At 44.9% G+C, this 615-nt stretch carries 1 protein-coding gene; it reads left to right on the plus strand.

Annotated features, from left to right (window positions below; translation table 11 throughout):
* The coding region (locus E1189_RS00865) for a hypothetical protein (protein WP_196220896.1) at window positions 1–615 on the plus strand (615 nt) is incomplete at both ends.

The raw sequence follows: 615 nt of genomic DNA on the forward strand, positions 1-615 counted from the left end.
CCAGTAATATGAACCCTGAAAAGATAGATGCACTGGCAAAGGCTCTTGGAATCAGTTCGGAAGACATCATCCAGTCGTTACAAAGTGGTACAGCATTACCTGCAAGTTCGACATCAGCTCTAGAGGTTGACGATATTATAAAAAACCTCTGGGAGAAGGAGCCAGACATTAACGCCTTTGTCCTGGGGTGTGAGTTGTTAAAAAGTAGGGTTAAAGAGAATATCAAAAGTTGTTCTTTGTTAGGAAACAGGCTTGCTTCCCATAGTCCACTCGCTTCGGCGCTAGATGGGTTGGTTCGTGCAGGTCAACCTGTTGATATTGTGTTACAAGAGCTTCAGGAGTTACACGAAAAAATTGTCCAGAGAGGCTTAGCCAGGCGCGACGACTGGCAATATTCCATAGTCAGTATACTCACCCAAGCCTGTGACTTCATGAGCGTTGATTCACCTCAGGTTATAGCCATTGCTCAGGTCGCTATTCAACAAAATTGGCTGGAACCAGAACATTATCCTGATACTGAGGCAGGGGAACTTCATGTCCTGTTAAAAAATCTGGACGCTGTCAATGCACTCAAACCATTGGTACAACGCCGCTTGAAAAACTGGTATGCCCATT

Source organism: Parendozoicomonas verongulae (assembly GCF_009711465.1).
In the GTDB taxonomy this organism is placed as follows: domain Bacteria; phylum Pseudomonadota; class Gammaproteobacteria; order Pseudomonadales; family Endozoicomonadaceae; genus Sansalvadorimonas; species Sansalvadorimonas verongulae.